The sequence below is a fragment of the Comamonas sp. Tr-654 genome, from assembly GCF_011752915.1.
GTDB lineage: Bacteria > Pseudomonadota > Gammaproteobacteria > Burkholderiales > Burkholderiaceae_C > Comamonas.
Window position 1 is genome coordinate 194,006 of the sequence record NZ_VWWQ01000009.1, and the last position, 15,243, is coordinate 209,248.

General features: G+C 62.6%; 13 protein-coding genes. 11 read left to right on the forward strand and 2 right to left on the reverse strand.

Annotated elements, in window-relative coordinates; translation table 11 throughout:
* The first annotated feature begins 169 nt into the window (after positions 1 to 169).
* From F3J24_RS23365 to F3J24_RS23415, 11 genes are all read left to right on the forward strand, one after another.
* On the forward strand, positions 170 to 877 hold the full coding sequence (locus F3J24_RS23365) for a flagellar basal body L-ring protein FlgH (protein ID WP_167011081.1): 708 nt from the start codon (positions 170 to 172) through the stop codon (positions 875 to 877).
* Between the two features lie 20 nt (positions 878 to 897).
* Positions 898 to 2,046: a flagellar basal body P-ring protein FlgI gene (locus F3J24_RS23370; protein ID WP_003065520.1), complete on the forward strand. Its 1,149-nt coding sequence runs from the start codon at positions 898 to 900 to the stop codon at positions 2,044 to 2,046.
* On the forward strand, positions 2,043 to 3,065 hold the full coding sequence (gene flgJ, locus F3J24_RS23375) for a flagellar assembly peptidoglycan hydrolase FlgJ (RefSeq protein WP_053281776.1): 1,023 nt from the start codon (positions 2,043 to 2,045) through the stop codon (positions 3,063 to 3,065). Before F3J24_RS23370 ends, flgJ begins: the two co-directional genes overlap by 4 nt.
* On the forward strand, positions 3,062 to 5,041 hold the full coding sequence (gene flgK / locus F3J24_RS23380) for a flagellar hook-associated protein FlgK (RefSeq protein ID WP_167011083.1): 1,980 nt from the start codon (positions 3,062 to 3,064) through the stop codon (positions 5,039 to 5,041). Before flgJ ends, flgK begins: the two co-directional genes overlap by 4 nt.
* 20 nt (positions 5,042 to 5,061) lie before the next feature.
* Positions 5,062 to 6,261 carry a flagellar hook-associated protein FlgL gene (gene flgL / locus F3J24_RS23385; RefSeq protein WP_167011084.1) on the forward strand — a complete coding sequence of 400 codons (1,200 nt, stop codon included), beginning with the start codon at positions 5,062 to 5,064 and terminating at the stop codon, positions 6,259 to 6,261.
* A gap of 172 nt (positions 6,262 to 6,433) precedes the next feature.
* Positions 6,434 to 7,585 carry an HDOD domain-containing protein gene (locus tag F3J24_RS23390; RefSeq protein ID WP_205244931.1) on the forward strand — a complete coding sequence of 384 codons (1,152 nt, stop codon included), beginning with the start codon at positions 6,434 to 6,436 and terminating at the stop codon, positions 7,583 to 7,585.
* 184 nt (positions 7,586 to 7,769) lie between these two features.
* Positions 7,770 to 8,951, forward strand: coding sequence for a flagellar biosynthesis protein FlhB (locus F3J24_RS23395; protein ID WP_167011088.1), 1,182 nt, complete (start codon positions 7,770 to 7,772; stop codon positions 8,949 to 8,951).
* Positions 8,951 to 11,053, forward strand: a complete 2,103-nt coding sequence (flhA, locus tag F3J24_RS23400) for a flagellar biosynthesis protein FlhA (RefSeq protein ID WP_167011091.1) — start codon at positions 8,951 to 8,953, stop codon at positions 11,051 to 11,053. Before F3J24_RS23395 ends, flhA begins: the two co-directional genes overlap by 1 nt.
* Positions 11,050 to 12,663, forward strand: coding sequence for a flagellar biosynthesis protein FlhF (gene flhF / locus F3J24_RS23405; RefSeq protein WP_167011092.1), 1,614 nt, complete (start codon positions 11,050 to 11,052; stop codon positions 12,661 to 12,663). The genes flhA and flhF overlap by 4 nt, the downstream gene beginning before the upstream one ends.
* On the forward strand, positions 12,656 to 13,513 hold the full coding sequence (locus tag F3J24_RS23410; RefSeq protein WP_167011093.1) for a hypothetical protein: 858 nt from the start codon (positions 12,656 to 12,658) through the stop codon (positions 13,511 to 13,513). Before flhF ends, F3J24_RS23410 begins: the two co-directional genes overlap by 8 nt.
* Before the next feature lie 5 nt (positions 13,514 to 13,518).
* Entirely contained in the window at positions 13,519 to 14,238 is a 720-nt protein-coding gene (locus F3J24_RS23415; protein ID WP_003059180.1) for an RNA polymerase sigma factor FliA, read from the forward strand.
* Positions 14,239 to 14,484: 246 nt separating this feature from the next.
* Here F3J24_RS23415 and F3J24_RS23420 read toward each other — a convergent pair whose 3' ends face one another.
* Positions 14,485 to 14,784: a flagellar protein FliT gene (locus F3J24_RS23420; protein ID WP_003059178.1), complete on the reverse strand. Its 300-nt coding sequence runs from the start codon at positions 14,782 to 14,784 to the stop codon at positions 14,485 to 14,487.
* 12 nt (positions 14,785 to 14,796) lie between these two features.
* On the reverse strand, positions 14,797 to 15,213 hold the full coding sequence (gene fliS / locus F3J24_RS23425) for a flagellar export chaperone FliS (protein ID WP_043006475.1): 417 nt from the start codon (positions 15,211 to 15,213) through the stop codon (positions 14,797 to 14,799).
* Positions 15,214 to 15,243: the final 30 nt, after the last annotated feature.

Consider the following 15,243-nt stretch of genomic DNA (forward strand, 5'->3'; position numbering starts at 1 on the left):
TTGATCACCATGTATTGAGGAGCAGCTTGCGCTTGACACATATGGTTTTCAGATCAATTTGATGCTGATTTCCATTCGGGGAAAGCGCTAAAAGCTCTGATTTCAATAGCGTGCATTGCGCACGCAGGGCACAAGGGGCGAAGCGCCTGACTGCCAAGGACTTGCCGCCATGTTCAAAGCCATTGTTTCCCATTGCCCGCCGCTTTGTGCCCTCGCCGGGGCCCTGCTGGTTTCGGGCTGCGTCACGCTCAATCCGCCGCCGCCCGTGGACATGCCCTCGACGGCGCCTCCCGTGCTGCAGCCGCGCGAGCAGACGGCCCAGAATCCCACCGGCAGCCTGTTCAATGCCAGCCGCTACCGCCCCATGTTCGAGGATCAGCGCGCCCGCATGGTGGGCGACTCGGTGACGGTGCAGATCGTGGAGCGCGTTTCGGCCAGCCAGAGCACGGATTCCAAGGTCGGGCGAGCCAACGAGCTGAGCACGGGCATTACCTCGCTGCCGCTGCTCAGGGGCGGCGCCGAGAAGACGGTTGCCGATGCGCTCACCCTGGGGGCTGAGAGCAAGAACGACTTCAAGGGCTCGGGTGCCACCACCAGCAACAATACCTTCACGGGCTCGATTGCCACCACCGTGGTCGATGTGCTGCCCAACGGCCATCTGGTGATTGCCGGTGAGAAGCAGATCGGCGTGAACCACAACGTCGATGTGCTGCGTTTTACGGGCACGGTGGACCCGCGTTCGCTGCGTCCGGGCAGCACCGTGGCATCAACCCAGGTGGCTAATCTGCGCGTCGAATCGCGCAGCCGTGGCCAGGCCGGTGAAGCCCAGTCAATTGGCTGGTTGTCCCGGTTCTTTTTGAACGTTATGCCGTTCTGATTCTTCCGAGAATGGGCAGTATGAAAGTACTGTCCACGCTCCTGTCACTGCGCCCTGCGCACACCGCCTTGCTGGTGGTCGCAGCCCTCGGCGCCAGCGGGCTCACCCTGCCTGCGCATGCCACACGCATCAAGGAGGTTGCCGCCATACAGGGCGTGCGCAGCAACCAGTTGACAGGCTACGGTCTGGTGGTCGGCCTCGATGGCACGGGCGACCAGACCACGCAGATGCCCTACACCAAGCAGGCGCTGGCCAATTACCTGGAGCAGATGGGCATCGCCCTGCCGGCCACGGGCAATGCGGCCCAGCTGCAGCTCAAGAACGTGGCGGCGGTGATCATCACGGCCGAGCTGCCGGCCTTCGCACAGCCCGGCCAGGCCATCGACATCAATGTCTCCTCCATGGGCAACGCCAAGTCGCTCAAGGGCGGCACGCTGGTTGCGACACCGCTGCGCGGCGCGGACGGCGAGATCTACGCCCTGGCCCAGGGCAATGTGGTGGTCGGCGGAGCCGGGGCTGCGGCCGGTGGCTCCAAGGTGCAGGTCAATCACCTGAACGCGGGCCGCGTGCCGCAGGGCGCACAGGTGGAGCGGGCAGTGCCCACCCCCGTCAACCAGGGCAACACGATCACGCTGGGCCTGAACCAGACCGATTTCCAGACTGCCGACAAGATGGTGCGCGCCATCAACCAGCGCATGGGGGCCGGTACGGCCATGGCCTTGGACGGCCGCACGGTGCAGGTCAATGCACCGATCGACCCGGGCTCGCGCGTGCGCATGATTGCCGAGATTCAGGAGATGCCCATCGAGACCTCCAAGCCGGCGGCCAAGGTGGTCATCAATGCCCGCACCGGCTCCATCGTGCTCAATCAGGCGGTGACCCTGGGCCCCTGCGCGATTGCGCACGGCAACCTGTCCATCACCATCAGCACCACGCCGGTCATCAGCCAGCCAGCACCGTTCTCGCAGGGGCAGACCGTGGTGGCGCAGAAGTCCGATATCCAGGTCAAGCAGGAGCCCGGCAAGGTCATCAACATGCCCAATTCGCCCCAGCTCACCGATGTGGTGCGGGCACTGAATTCACTGGGTGCCACGCCGCAGGACCTGCTGGCCATCCTGCAGGCCATCAAGGCCGCGGGCGCCATGGACGCCGAGCTGGAGGTGATATGAGCACGTCATTGCCCCATTCTTCATCCCTGGCGGCCAGCAATGCGCTGGCTGTCGATGCACGTTCTCTCAATGCGCTCAAGACGGCGGCCGGCGAGAACAGCCCCCAGGCCGCGCGCGAGACCGCCAAGCAGCTCGAATCGCTGTTCATGCGCGAGATGATCAAGAGCATGCGTGAGGCGACCATGAAGTCCGGTCTGCTCGACAGCGCGCAGGGCAATCTCAGCACCGACCTGCTGGATCAACAACTTTCGGTGGCCATGGCGGGACAGCCCGGCGGTCTCACCGATGCCATCAGCAAGCAGCTGGCGCGCAGCATGGGGGTCGACGCCGCCGAGGATGCTGAAATTGCCGTGCCTTCCACCCTGAGTCTGAGCCGCAATGCCTGGCGCAATGTGGGCAGCAACGGTGCCTGGAGTGGCAGCCGCAGCCAGGCTGCGCAAACGATCAATGCTTATGCACCGGCTCCCAAGGGGCGCGACAACTTCGTCACCGCGCATACCGGCGCGGCCCAGCGCGTGGCCAGCGAGAGCGGTATCCCGGCCCACTACATGATCGGCCAGGCAGGGCATGAGACGGGCTGGGGCAGGAGCGAGATCCGCAACAAGGACGGCAGCAACTCGTTCAACCTGTTCGGCATCAAGGCTGGCGGCAGCTGGACGGGCAAGGTTGCCGAAGTAACGACCACCGAATATATCAATGGCGCGCCCAAGAAGGTGACGGCCAAATTCCGCGCCTATGACTCCTACGAGGAGTCCTTCCGCGACTACGCACGCCTGATCGGCAGCAATCCGCGCTACGAAAAAGCCATGGCCCAGACCGGTTCTGCCCAGGCCTATGCCAGCGAGCTGCAAAAGGCCGGCTACGCCACCGATCCGGCCTATGCGCAAAAGCTCAGCCGCGCCATCCAGAGCGTGGCCCAGGTCACAGTAGCCAACGCCGGCAGCACCAACGTCGCAAGCCGTCTGGGCGCCAGCGCCCGTGCCGCCCAGATCAACAAGATCACCGAGAACCAGTCATGAGTCTTCTGAACGTGGGCGCACGCGCCCTGATGGCCAACCAGATCGCCCTGCAAACCACAGGGCACAACATCGCCAACGTCAACACCGCCGGCTACTCGCGCCAGAGCGTGGCCTTCCAGACCTCGGCGGGCCAGAACATCGGCAACGGCTATATCGGCAACGGCGCCGATGTGGCGACCATCCTGCGCAACTTCAGCGAGTTGCTCAACCGCCAGGCCGCAGCGGCCAGCGCGGTCAGCGCATCGGACGCAGCGCGCTCGCAGTCGCTCAATCAGATGCAGGAAGTGTTTTCGGGTGGCAGCAATGGCTTGGGCGCTGCAGTCAACGACATGCTGAATTCTTTTGCCGATGTGAGCAGTGCTCCCACGGATCTGACTTCGCGCAACGTGGTGCTCACACGCATGAATGAGCTGGCTGCGCGCTTTCGCTCGGCTTCCGGTCAGCTTGATGAGCTGGACTACAACACCAAGCAGCAGATGACCAACGATGTGAACGTGGTCAACAGCCTGGCCAGCCAGGTTGCGTCGCTGAACTCGCAGATCAGCCGGGCTGTGGCGACTGGCGGTGTGCCCAACGACCTGCTGGATCAGCGCGATCAGCTGGTGCGTGACATCAACAAATATGTGCAGACCTCGCAGGTCGACGCCGGCGATGGCTCCATCACGCTGTTCGTAGGCGGCAGCCAGCCGCTGGTGATGGGGCAGACTGCCGCGCAACTCAGTCTCAAGGAGTCTGTGCAATACCCTGGCAGCGGCCAGATGAGCCTGTACTTCCAGCAAGGCAGCGGACAGGCGGTGGAGCTGACTGCCAATATGGTGGGTGGCGGTGAGCTGGCGGGTCTGCTGCAATTTCAGAACTCCGACCTGACCGAGGGCCGCAATTTGCTGGGCCGCATGGCGGCCACGCTGGGCGCTGCCATGAATCAGCAGCAGCAAAGCGGCCTGACTCTGGACGGCAAAAGGGGCTCTGCCCTGTTCACCGTGCCCAGCACGGTGGTGGGGCATACCTCGATTGCAGGCATCACGGCGCAGGCGCAGTTTGTGGATACGGCTTCCACCAGCATTCCAAAGACGCCGCTGGACTACACAGGATATCAAGCCTCCGACTACAAGGTGCTGTTCAAGGACAACGGCGCGTTGTCGCTGATTCGTCTGTCGGACAACAAGGTCACGGATTTTGCCGATATCAATGAGCTGGCAACGACCACGGTTGATGGTCTGCGCTTCAATGTGTCGGGTGCCGGAGCAAAAGGCGAGTCCGTTCTGTTTCAGCCCTATGCCAATGTCGCGCATGATTTCAAGGCCCTGGTGTCCTCACCGCGCGATCTGGCTGCAGCCAATCCCATTACAGCGGGCATGTCGCAGAGCAACAAAGGCAATCTGCAGTTGGCGGGACTGAAAGTCAATTCGGGTGACTTCACGCTGCCGCCTACGACTACCGGTGTGCAACTGAGCTTTCAAACCGATGCACAAGGCAATATCAGCTATACCGTTTCGGGGTCCAGCAACGCCGGCAGCAACGTCAGTGGCAAGCCCTATGTGTCCGGCCAACCTATTGAAGTCGATGGCTGGTCCATTACGCTGACGGGGACGCCTCACGACGGCGATTCGGTACTGGTGGGCGATGCGCTTGATCCTCAGTATGGTGACGCCTATACGCGCAATGCCGGCAATGCAGGTGCCTTCATGAATCTGCGCGACGCCAAGGTGTTTGATGGTGGTACCAGCCTCAGCGACGGTTACTCGGCGCTGATCGCACAGGTCGGCACACGCACCCAGAGTGCCAATTACGCCGCCAAGCTCTCCAGCACGATTGCCGACAATCTGGAGGCTGACCGCACGGCTGTGTCGGGAGTCAACCTCGATGAGGAAGCCGCCAAGCTGCTGCAGTTCCAGCAGGCCTACCAGGCCTCGGCCAAGATGCTGCAGGTGGCACAGGGAATTTTTGACAGCGTGGTTCAGGCCGTGGGCCGCTGATCCGCAACAAGGAGCCAATCATGACCAATATCGCCCGCGTTGGCACGGCCAGCATGTATGACAGCTCGGTTCGCAACATCAATTCGCGCCAGAGCAATCTGGTCGATCTGATGGACAAGATTACCGCTGGCAAGCGCGTGCTGCGCGCCAGCGACGACCCGGTGGCGGCCGCCCAGGCCGAGCGCGCCCGTACCAGGCTGACACGCACCGAGTCCGATCAGCGCTCTCTGGACGCGCAACGCAACATCATCTCCTACGGTGAATCGACTCTGGGCGAGGCCAACAAGGCTTTGCAGGATTTCCGCGATCTGCTGGTGAATGCGGGCAATGGCACGTTCAACCAGACCTCGCGCGATGCATTGGTGGCGCAGATGACGAGCCTGCGCGACCAGCTCATGAGCTATGCCAACCGCAAGGACAGCAATGGCTTGCCGCTGTTTCGCGGCCTCGACAGCTCCGAGCAGCCCGTGCAGGGCTACACGTTTGCGGGCCAGCCCGGTCAGTCCGGCAGCGGCGACAACAGCATTCCCAACTCGCTCGATGGTGCAGCTGCATGGATGAATGTGCCGACCGGAAACGGCGTGCTGGAAGTCAATGCAAACCAGAGCAACAAGGGCAAGGCCTGGGCCGATGTGGGCGTGATCTCGGATCCGTCCGCCGCAACGGCGCTGACCACGCCTGTCAGCGTCGAGTTCTCCATGGATGCCGACGGCAAGCCTCAGTACAGCCTGGATGGCGGAGCGACCTTCAAGCCTTACAAATCGGGTGAGGCGATCGAAGTGGCCGGCATGAAGCTGACCATCACGGGCGAACCTGCCGCTGGCGACAGCTTTACTGTGTCACCCAGCCAGCGCTCGAACATTTTCAGCGTGCTGGACAAGGTGATCGAAGCCGTGCGCAACGGCAGCAATACCGACGGCTCGACGGCGACGGGGGCATTGACCCATGCCATCACCAAGGGCCTGGCGGAAATCGATACAGGCATGAGCCGTATGCAGACCGTGCAGAGCTTTGCGGGTGATTTGCTAAACCGTGCCGATCGCATTGAAACCGGACTGTCCGCACAGTCGTTGCAGCAAGAGGCTGACCGCTCAAGAGCCGAAGATCTGGATATGATTCCCGCGCTTTCTGAAAAAGAAACCCAGACCGTGGGTTTGCAGGCGGCTCTGCAGTCTTATGCTCAGATCCAGAAGCTGTCACTGTTCAACTACATCGGCTGATTCCTGCGGGCTCTGCCCGCCTTGATGTCTCGTCGTTCACCTGTTCAAATCCTCCATGACCCAGTCTGCCCTTAGCTCTTTGACTCTTGGTTATCGGCCGCTCTGGGGACGTACGCGACGCCTGGCAGGAATTCAGCTTTATGTACACGAGGACTCTGGCACCTCTGCCGACATGGCGCATTTTCTGCGCACTGTGGATGAGATCTGGAGCCGTCAGGCGCCGCCGCTGCTGATATCGCCACAGTCCCGTCAGGTCCTGTGCAATCTTCTCGAACATGCACCTCCGGGTAGCCCTTGGATCGAGGTGCGCGGCGACTGGTTGCAGCAGGACGAAGGTATCTACGAGCTGGTGCAGAAGGCCAAGGCGCGGGGGCTGATGCTGGTCTGGGGAGGATCGCTGGCCGATGTGCCCGATGCCGATGCGGCGCGCTGCTTTGCCAGCAGCCTGCTGAGCCTGCCGCCAGAAGGAGCTGCGGGACTGCCCAATGTGGTGCGTCCAAGCCAGCCGGCAAAGGATGCAGACAGGGAGGCCGCTTCCGGCTTTTTTGCCCACCAGCCCCTGAATCTGCTGGACGGCCAGATGTACCAGAGCCTGCAGAGCCTGGAGCTGGCTCGATCCTGTCTCGACGAGCACGAAGCGGCCGCCGTGGCCGGCTGGCCCGTGGCAGACACCATGCAGGCTTTTCGGCTGCAGCAGCCCCAGCCCTCGCGCGATGCGCTCTTCAGGCTCATGAAGGCCATCGACAAGGAACAGCCCCTGGATGTGATGGAAGAGATACTGGGTTCGGACCCGGTGCTGGCCTATCGCTTTCTGCTCTACACCAACTCGGCCGCGCTGGGCCTGCGCCGCGGCGTGGACTCTCTGCGCCGCGGGCTGGTGATGCTGGGGCTGGGCACGCTGGAGCGCTGGCTGGCCGACCAGCTGCCCCATGCCTGCACCGAACAGGACCTGGTGCCTTTGCGCACTCAGGTCGTGCTGCGCGCAAGGCTGGCCGAGCAACTGATCGAGGCCGGGGTGAGCCTGGATCTGCAGCGCGAGATGTATCTGTGCAGCCTGTTCTCGCAGCTGGATCTGCTGCTGCATGATCCGGTGGCCACCATCTTGCGACGCACACCGCTGAACGAGCGCATCTTCGATGCCATCGTCGCGCACACCGGTCCCTATGCAGCTGTGCTGCAGATGAGCCAGGCCTTGGAGAGCCGCGACCCGGCGCCCATCCGGCAGCTGCGAGAGCAGGAGGAGTGGGAGGCCGAGGACCTCAACCGGATGCTGCTGCGCATGCTCAGTGAACTCAGGCTGGGCATGCCTCAGGTTCAGATCTGAGTGTCTGGATGAAAATTCACTGAAAACAGGCTCTATCCCATTGTAGGTGCGAGATAGAAGCTATCAAATTGATGAATATGCTGTGGGGCAGAGTCGTGCATAAGCAGGGCTTGGCTGCCGCTTATCCACGCATTGCAGGGGCGCCGGATTCGGACAATTGGGACATCCAATCCGTCCGTGCGCCATGTCCGAATCCCAAGACAAAAACCTGCCCGCCACCGAACGCAAGCTGCAGAAGACGCGTGAAGACGGCCAGGGTGCGCGCTCGCGCGATCTGTCGCACCTGGCAATTCTGGGCACGGGCGCTTTGCTGGTGCTGATGGGCACTCAGCCCATGATGAATCATCTGCGCGAGGCCATGGCCCAGCAACTGGTGTTCAATGCCGCGACAGCCAAGACTCCGGCGCTGATGCTGGAGCGCTTTCAGTCCATGCTGATGCTGGGTCTTGGAATTTCCGTGATCTTCGCGCTGGTGACCACCACTGCCTCGGTGTTGTCCGGCGTGGCTGCAGGTGGCTGGATCTTCAGCTTCAAACCCATTCAGCCGCGCTTTGGCAAGCTCAATCCCTTGTCTGGCCTCAAGAATCTGTTCTCCAAGCAGCAACTGACCACGGTGGTCAAGATGGTGTTCCTGACCATCGTGCTGAGCTTCGTGGCCTGGAAGTACATGAGTGCCAATATTGCCGAGATTGCATCGATTTCGGCCCAGCCATCGCCCATGGCGCTCGCCATGGTGGGGTCCTGGCTGACCACGGGCGTCACCTTGCTGCTGATCGTGGTGTTGCTGGTGGCCCTGATCGACGTGCCACTGCAGGCTTTTCTCTTCAAGTCGCGCCTCAAGATGAGTCATGAGGAAGTCAAGCAGGAGCACAAGGAGTCCGAAGGCAACCCGCAGCTCAAGGGCAAGATTCGCCAGAAGCAGCGTGAGATCGCCGACCGGGCCAGCGTCTCGGCCGTGCCCAGAGCCGACTTTGTGGTCACCAACCCTACCCACTATGCCGTGGCGCTGCGTTATGACGACGCCACCATGGCCGCGCCCCAGGTGATAGCCAAGGGCACGGACCTGGTGGCGCTCAAGATTCGCGAAATCGCGGGCACGCATCAGATCCCGGTGCTGGAGTCGCCCATGCTGGCGCGCGCTCTCTATGCCCATGCCGATCTGGATCAGGCCATCCCCGCCGCACTCTACACGGCCGTGGCCCAGGTGCTGGCCTATGTCTATCGTCTCAAGGCCGCACTGAGCGGCCAGGGTCCCATGCCCGATGCCCTGGGCGAGCCCCCCGTACCCGTGGAGCTGGATCCGCACCGTGGCCGCACCCAGCCTGCGGCGGTCGATGCTGCTGCGCAGCAAGAAGGTAATCTGTGATGTCGTCGAATCGTCTGCAACTGTTCCAGAAGTGGTCTGGCTCCAATGCCGGTGCCCTGCAAGGGATGACTGCTCCCATTCTGGTGGTGGCCATTCTGGGCTTGATGGTGTTGCCCGTGCCGCCCTGGCTGCTGGACACCTTCTTCACCCTCAATATTGCCGTGGCGCTGATGGTGATGATGGTGGCGGCCTACATGATCAAGCCGCTGGATTTCGCGGCTTTCCCTTCGGTGCTGCTGCTGACCACGCTGATGCGCCTGTCGCTCAACGTGGCGTCGACGCGCGTGGTGCTGATGGAGGGCCACACCGGCCCCGGCGCTGCGGGCGCGGTGATCGAGGCTTTCGGCCACTTCCTGATCGGCGGCAACTTTGCCGTGGGTCTGATCGTGTTCAGCATTCTGGTTGTCATCAACTTCGTGGTGATTACCAAGGGTGCAGAGCGTATTGCCGAAGTCTCGGCCCGCTTCACGCTGGACGCGATGCCCGGCAAACAGATGGCTGTGGACGCCGATCTGAACGCCGGCCTGATCGACGAGAAGGAAGCCAAGCGCCGCCGTGCCGAAGTGGGCGAGGAAGCCAATTTCTTCGGTTCCATGGACGGTGCCAGCAAGTTTGTGCGCGGCGACGCGATTGCCGGCATCCTGATTCTGGTGATCAACGTCATCGGCGGCCTGATCATCGGCATGGCCCAGCACGGCCTGACCGCGGGCCAGGCGGCCGACAGCTACATCCTGCTGGCAGTGGGCGATGCGCTGGTGGCGCAGATTCCGGGTCTGTTGATCTCGGTGGCCTCGGCCATGGTGATCTCGCGCGTGGGCAAGGAATCCGATATGGGTCGCCAGATCGTGCAGCAGCTGTTCATGTCGCCCAAGGTGCTGGGCATCACGGCCGGCGTGATGATCCTGCTGGGCCTGATTCCCGGCATGCCGCATCTGGTGTTCATCAGCATGGGCGCCTTGCTGGGCTGGGGTGCCTGGATGCTGGACAAGCGGGAGAAAGCCCGCGTCGCAGAAGAAAACAGTGCCGCGGCGCCCCAGCAGCAGGCTACGCAGAGTGACGGTGAAGCGAGCTGGGACGATCTGCAGCCCGTGGACTTGCTGGGCCTGGAGCTGGGCTACCGCCTGATTGCCTTGGTGGACAAGAGCCGTCAGGGCGACTTGTTGACGCGTATCAAGGGCGTGCGCCGCAAGTTTGCGCAGGAGGTGGGCTTTCTGCCGCCGGCCGTGCATGTGCGCGACAACCTGGAGCTCAAGCCCAGTGCCTATCGCATGACGCTGCGCGGCGTCATGGTGGGTGAGGGTGAAGCCTTCCCTGGCATGTTCCTGGCCATCAACCCTGGCGGCATCACCACGCCGCTGATCGGCACGGCCACGACCGATCCGGCCTTTGGCCTGCCCGCGCACTGGATTGACGAGCGGCAAAAGGAAGCGGCACAAATGGCTGGTTTTACCGTCGTTGATTCGGAAACCGTGATGGCGACGCATTTGTCACACTTGATGCAAGTGCACGCGGCCAAGCTGTTGTCTCGTACCGAGACGCAGCAGCTCGTTGACCATGTGGCCAAGCTGGCCCCCAAACTCATCGAAGAAGTCATCCCGAAAATGGTGCCCATCACAACGTTCCAGAAAGTGCTCCAGCTGCTGCTGGAGGACTCTGTGCACATTCGTGATATCCGCACCATCATCGAGACGCTGGCCGAAAACGCCACGCAGACGGCCGATCCGGTGGAGCTGGCGCGTCGCGTGCGCATTGCGCTGTCGCCTGCCATCGTGCAGCAGATATACGGTCCGACCCGCGAGCTCAACGTGATTGCCATCGAGCCCGGCCTGGAGCGTCTGCTGGTGCAGGCACTGTCGAACCCCAATGCGCCATCGCTGGACCCCGGCGTGGCTGAAATCCTCACACAAAAAGCGGTCGATGTGGCCAACCAACAGGAAGAGCTGGGCTTGCCCGCCTGCCTGCTGGTGCCGGACGTCATCCGCAACTCTCTTGCCAAGCTGCTGCGCCGTGTGGCGCCGCGTCTGCAGGTGCTCGCGCACAGCGAGATTCCCGAGACGCACACCATCCGCATCGGCCCGATTCTTAAAGGTGCAACCGCATGAATATCAAACGCTTTTACGCCCCGACTGCCCGCGAGGCCCTGGCCAAGGCGCGCATGGTTTTTGGCGACGGCACCCTGATTCTCTCCAACCGCCAGACGCCGGACGGAGTGGAAGTCATGGCCACGGCCGAAGAGACCCTTCAGGACATGGATGCAGGCATGCAGACCGGCTCGCCGCTGCAAAAAGCGCTGGAGCGCCGCGCAAGCGACGAAGGCATCAGCCTGCGCAAGGAGCACTCGCCTCTGGCACCCGCTGCTGCCAGGCGCAGCCCGGGCGGTGAAGCCATGAGCACGCTGGAGCATGTGCAGGCGCGCCAGGCGGCGAAGGAAGAGCAGGCCCGCGAGATGCAGATTCAGGCCAAGCCGGTCAAGGCCATCAATGAACTGGCCCAGCATTCCGTGCAAGACGATGTGGAGCAACTGTCCATGAGCACGCTGACCTTTCAGGACTATGTGCGCGAGCGCATGCTGCGCCGCCGCCATGAGTCGTCGCTGGACAGCAGCGAAGCGCTGCCCACCTTTGCCCAGCGCGTGCAGGAGCGCAATAACGAGCGCCCGACCATGGCTGCCAAGTCTCAGCCGGCCAGCGCTGCGGTGGTCCGCCACAATCCTCTGCGCCCCGAGAAGATTCAGCTCAAGGAAAGCGCCAGACCCGCCAGCGTGGCTGCACCTCAGAACTTCATGCAGGAGATGCAGTCCATGAAGGATCTGATTGAGGAGCGCTTCAATACGCTGACCTGGCTGGGCCAGACGCGTCAGAACCCGATCCAGTCCAGCCTGATGCACAAGCTCATCCGCGCCGGATACTCGCCCGCACTTGCGCGTGCACTGATCGAGAAGCTGCCCGAGACGCTCTCCGCCGGCGACGCCGTGCGCTGGCTGATGCAGGTGCTGGAGCGCAATCTGCGCACCGATGCCGCCCAGCCCGCCATCTACGAGCAAGGCGGGGTGTTTGCCCTGGTCGGCGCGACCGGCGTGGGCAAGACCACGACCACGGCCAAGCTGGCTGCGCTGTGTGCGGCCAAGCACGGTCCCGCCTCCGTGGGCCTGATCACGCTGGATACCTATCGCATCGGTGGCCATGACCAGTTGCGCACCTATGCCCGCATGCTGGGCATGGTGGCCCATCAGGCCCATGACAAGGCGGCGTTGCAGGACCTGCTGGGCTTGCTGCAAAGCAAGAAGATGGTTCTGATCGATACCACTGGCGTGGCCCCACGCGATCCGCGCAAGGACGAGATCATGGATGTGCTGGCCATTGACGGTGTGCAGCAGCTGCTGGCAGTCAATGCGGCCGCGCAGGGCGATGCGCAGGACGATGTCATGCAGGCCTTCAAGGCGCGCGGCTCGCAACATGCCATCCTCACCAAGGTCGATGAAGCCGTGAAGGTCGGCCCATCGGTGGACACGCTGATTCGTCATCAGATCCAGCTGCGTGGCGTGACCAATGGCCAGCGCGTGCCCGAAGACTTCGAGCGCGCCAATGCGCAACTGCTGGTTTCGGCCTCCATGCGCTCGGCTGCCAAGTCAGCCTTTGATCCCCAGTCGCTGGATCTGGACTTCTTCTTCACCCCCTCGTCCGCCAGCAGCGCGGAGGCAGCCCATGCTTGAGCGTCGCTCGCCATTGCATCAGGGCATGGCTCTGCATGTGAGCGATGCCAGCACCGCCGGCTTGCGCGTGCTCGCCGTGCTGCACAGCGCAACCGGCGCGACTGCCGAGCAGGCCGTGCTCTGGCCCTTGTGCGCGCAGTTGCAGCGCCTGGGGCAGAAGGTGCTGGTGCTCGATGGCAGTCAGGCCGAATCCTTTCACACGCCAGGTCTTGCCCAACTGCTGGCACAGCATGCCTGGCAGGCTCAGGCGGGACTGCGCGCAAGCGTCGGCGACGCCCAGTCGGTGGCCAGCCTGCCCGCGCGGGTAGGTCTCAAGCAGCTCAAGGCCTCGGCCGACGAGATGGGGCTGGACATGCTGACGGCCCTGCAAGCCTATGTGCGTGGCTATACCACCGTTCTCATCTATGCGAGCAGCGAGACCCTGACGCCGCTGCTGCAAGGCCAGGGCCTGCAGCCGCTGTTGGTCGTGCCGCCCGATTCCGAACACCTCATTGAAAGCTACCGTCAGCTCAAGCATCTGGCCTTGTTTGCCGGTGTGGAGTGCACGATTGCCGCGCTGGAAGCGCCGCTCGCGGCTGATGGTCCGCAGAAATACGATTGGAGCCGCAAGCAGAGCAGCTCGCGGACGGCCCAGCAAAACGCTCAGACACGATTGCAGCGCCTGAATGCACTGCTACAGTGTTCGCAGCGCCATCTGGGCGATGCCCCGGTGCTCATGCGCCTGCGCTGGCGTCAGGCCAGCGATCTGCATCAGCTCACGCTGCACATGCTCAAGACGGCCTGCATCCTGCCCATGCATGCCCAGCCTACGACGGCTGCCGCATCTGAATCTCTTGTCTGGAGCCATTGACTGCCATGTACACCGCCAAAGGCCAACTCGACCGCGACGCGCTGATTCGTCAGCATGTGCCGCTTGTGCGTCGAATTGCCTTGCACATGATCGCCAAACTGCCACCGAACGTCGAGCTGGATGATTTGATCCAGGTCGGCATGATCGGTCTGGCCGAAGCGCTGTCGCGCTTCGAGAGCGAGCAAGGCGTGCAATTCGACACTTTCGCCAGCCAGCGCATCCGTGGCGCCATGCTGGACGAACTGCGCGAAGGCGACTGGATGAGCCGCAGTTCGCGCAAAAGCCAGAAGGAGATCGAGCAGGCGCTCAACCGTCTGGAACAGCGCCTGGGCCGGCCCCCGCTGGAGTCGGAAATCGCGGCCGAGCTGGGCATGGCCCTGGACGACTACCAGTCCCTGCTGGGCAAGGTGCGCGGCACGCAGCTGGTCTATCTCGAGGACATAGGCGGCGGTGACGGCGACGATGGCGACGACTATCTGGAGCGGCATGTGGCCGACTCGGGCGCCGACCCCTTTGCCTTGCTGCGCGACCAGCGCATGCGCTCTGCGTTGGTCGAGGCCATCAAGGCCCTGCCGGAGCGTGAGCAATATGTGATGGGCATGTACTACGAGCACGACATGAACCTCAAGGAAATCGCCGCCGTGCTCGGCGTGACCGAATCGCGGGTCTGCCAGCTGCACAGCCAGGCCATCGCCCGCCTGCGCACCAAGATGCGCTCGCATTGATCACCTGAAGCAGTCCGCCAGGAGCGGGCCATTGACCAGAACAGAAGCCGTCGCTTGAGCAGATCCCATCTGCCCACGCGGCGGCTTTGTTTTTGCAACGCAGCGGCCTGGCTGCATTCTTCTGCTATCACTATCGATAGCGTGTGGCGTTCTGCGGCATCGGGTTCATGGATGTCCTGATCGTCGCTGCATGCAAAAAGCCCTGTTGCATCGCTGCAGCAGGGCTTTTTTTGAGTGACTTTGCAATCAGTGCATCACATGCGGCTGGCCGTCGAACATATGCTCGAAGCTGGCCAGCCAGGGCTCGGCAAGAACGCGAATCTGGGCATCGTTGCGCAAGATACGTTGCATGATGCGCGCCTTTTCCTTGCGCAGCTCGGGCGCCAGCTTTTCGTCACGCGAACGAAAGCGCAGCTGCTCGATCAGCACGGCACAAGTGCCCTCATAGCGCGCAACACCGTCCCAGTCCTTGGCCTGGGCGGCCTGCAGCATCTTGGCGCTGCTTTCCTCAATGGCGCGGTAGAAGTCGATCAATGTGTGCTCCATATATGCATTGTTTTATTGCCCAGCTGCAGCAGCAGGAACGGAACCGATTTCTTGCCAGCCTTGGGCGACAGGCTCCACCAGCGAGACCACTTCTTCCACGGCCTGCACGTCATTGCGCAAATTGGCGTGAGTCAGGCGCTGAATGCAATAGTCGTACAAGGCGCCCAGATTGGCGGCAAGCTCTCCGCCCTGTTCGCGGTTGAGGCTGCCCTTGAGGCCTTCTTCCAGGATACGCACCGCACGGCCCAGCTGAGTGCCCTTGACCTCTACTTCGCCGCGTTCAATTGCGCCGCGTGCGGCATTCAGGTTCTGCAACAGCCCTTCAAACAGCATCTGAATCAGGCGATGTGGCGATGCGCTTTCCACGCCAGACTGAGCACCTACCTGGCGATAGGCACTCGCAGCGCGGGAAAAAGAGGGGGTATACATGGCAGGCTTCCTTGTCAACGACTTGCCTTG